Below are 565 nucleotides of genomic sequence, written 5' to 3'. Positions count from 1 at the left end.
AAGAGGTCACACCCGTTCCCATACCGAACACGGAAGTTAAGCTCTTCAGCGCCGATGGTAGTTGGGGGCTTCCCCCTGTGAGAGTAGGACGCTGCCAGGCACATCCCCAATAGGGGTTTTTATTTTGGATCAATACATAACCGGCCCCTTGGTCAAGCGGTTAAGACACCGCCCTTTCACGGCGGTAACACGGGTTCGAATCCCGTAGGGGTCACCATTCATGGAGGATTAGCTCAGCTGGGAGAGCATCTGCCTTACAAGCAGAGGGTCGGCGGTTCGATCCCGTCATCCTCCACCATATTACATCAACATTCTTATTATCGCGGGGTGGAGCACGTCCGAATAAGCTTCTCCGAATCCGCTGCAGCGCACCGATTGAGCTTCATCTTGATTTATCTTTCCAAAATCGGGGCGGTCATTTTCTCGGACATGAAATATTTCATTTATTTATTCACAACGTCGCGGGGTGGAGCAGTTCGGTAGCTCGTCGGGCTCATAACCCGAAGGTCGCAGGTTCAAATCCTGTCCCCGCAATCATGGTCCGGTAGTTCAGTTGGTTAGAATG

3 tRNA genes and 1 rRNA gene are annotated in these 565 nt (G+C 52.0%); all 4 read left to right on the top strand.

The window, feature by feature from the left end:
- Positions 1 to 100 (top strand): 5S ribosomal RNA (gene rrf, locus QYG89_RS17055); the annotation flags it as partial.
- Positions 101 to 142: 42 nt separating this feature from the next.
- A tRNA-Glu gene (locus tag QYG89_RS17050) sits at positions 143 to 217 on the top strand.
- A gap of 5 nt (positions 218 to 222) precedes the next feature.
- Positions 223 to 298 (top strand) — tRNA-Val (locus QYG89_RS17045).
- 162 nt (positions 299 to 460) lie between these two features.
- Positions 461 to 534: transfer RNA gene (locus QYG89_RS17040), tRNA-Met, on the top strand.
- Positions 535 to 565 lie beyond the last annotated feature (31 nt).

It is taken from the genome of Bacillus lumedeiriae, from assembly GCF_044891285.1.
Classification (GTDB): Bacteria; Bacillota; Bacilli; order Bacillales; family Domibacillaceae; genus Pseudobacillus; species Pseudobacillus lumedeiriae.
This window is presented reverse-complemented; position numbering and strand designations above follow the sequence as displayed.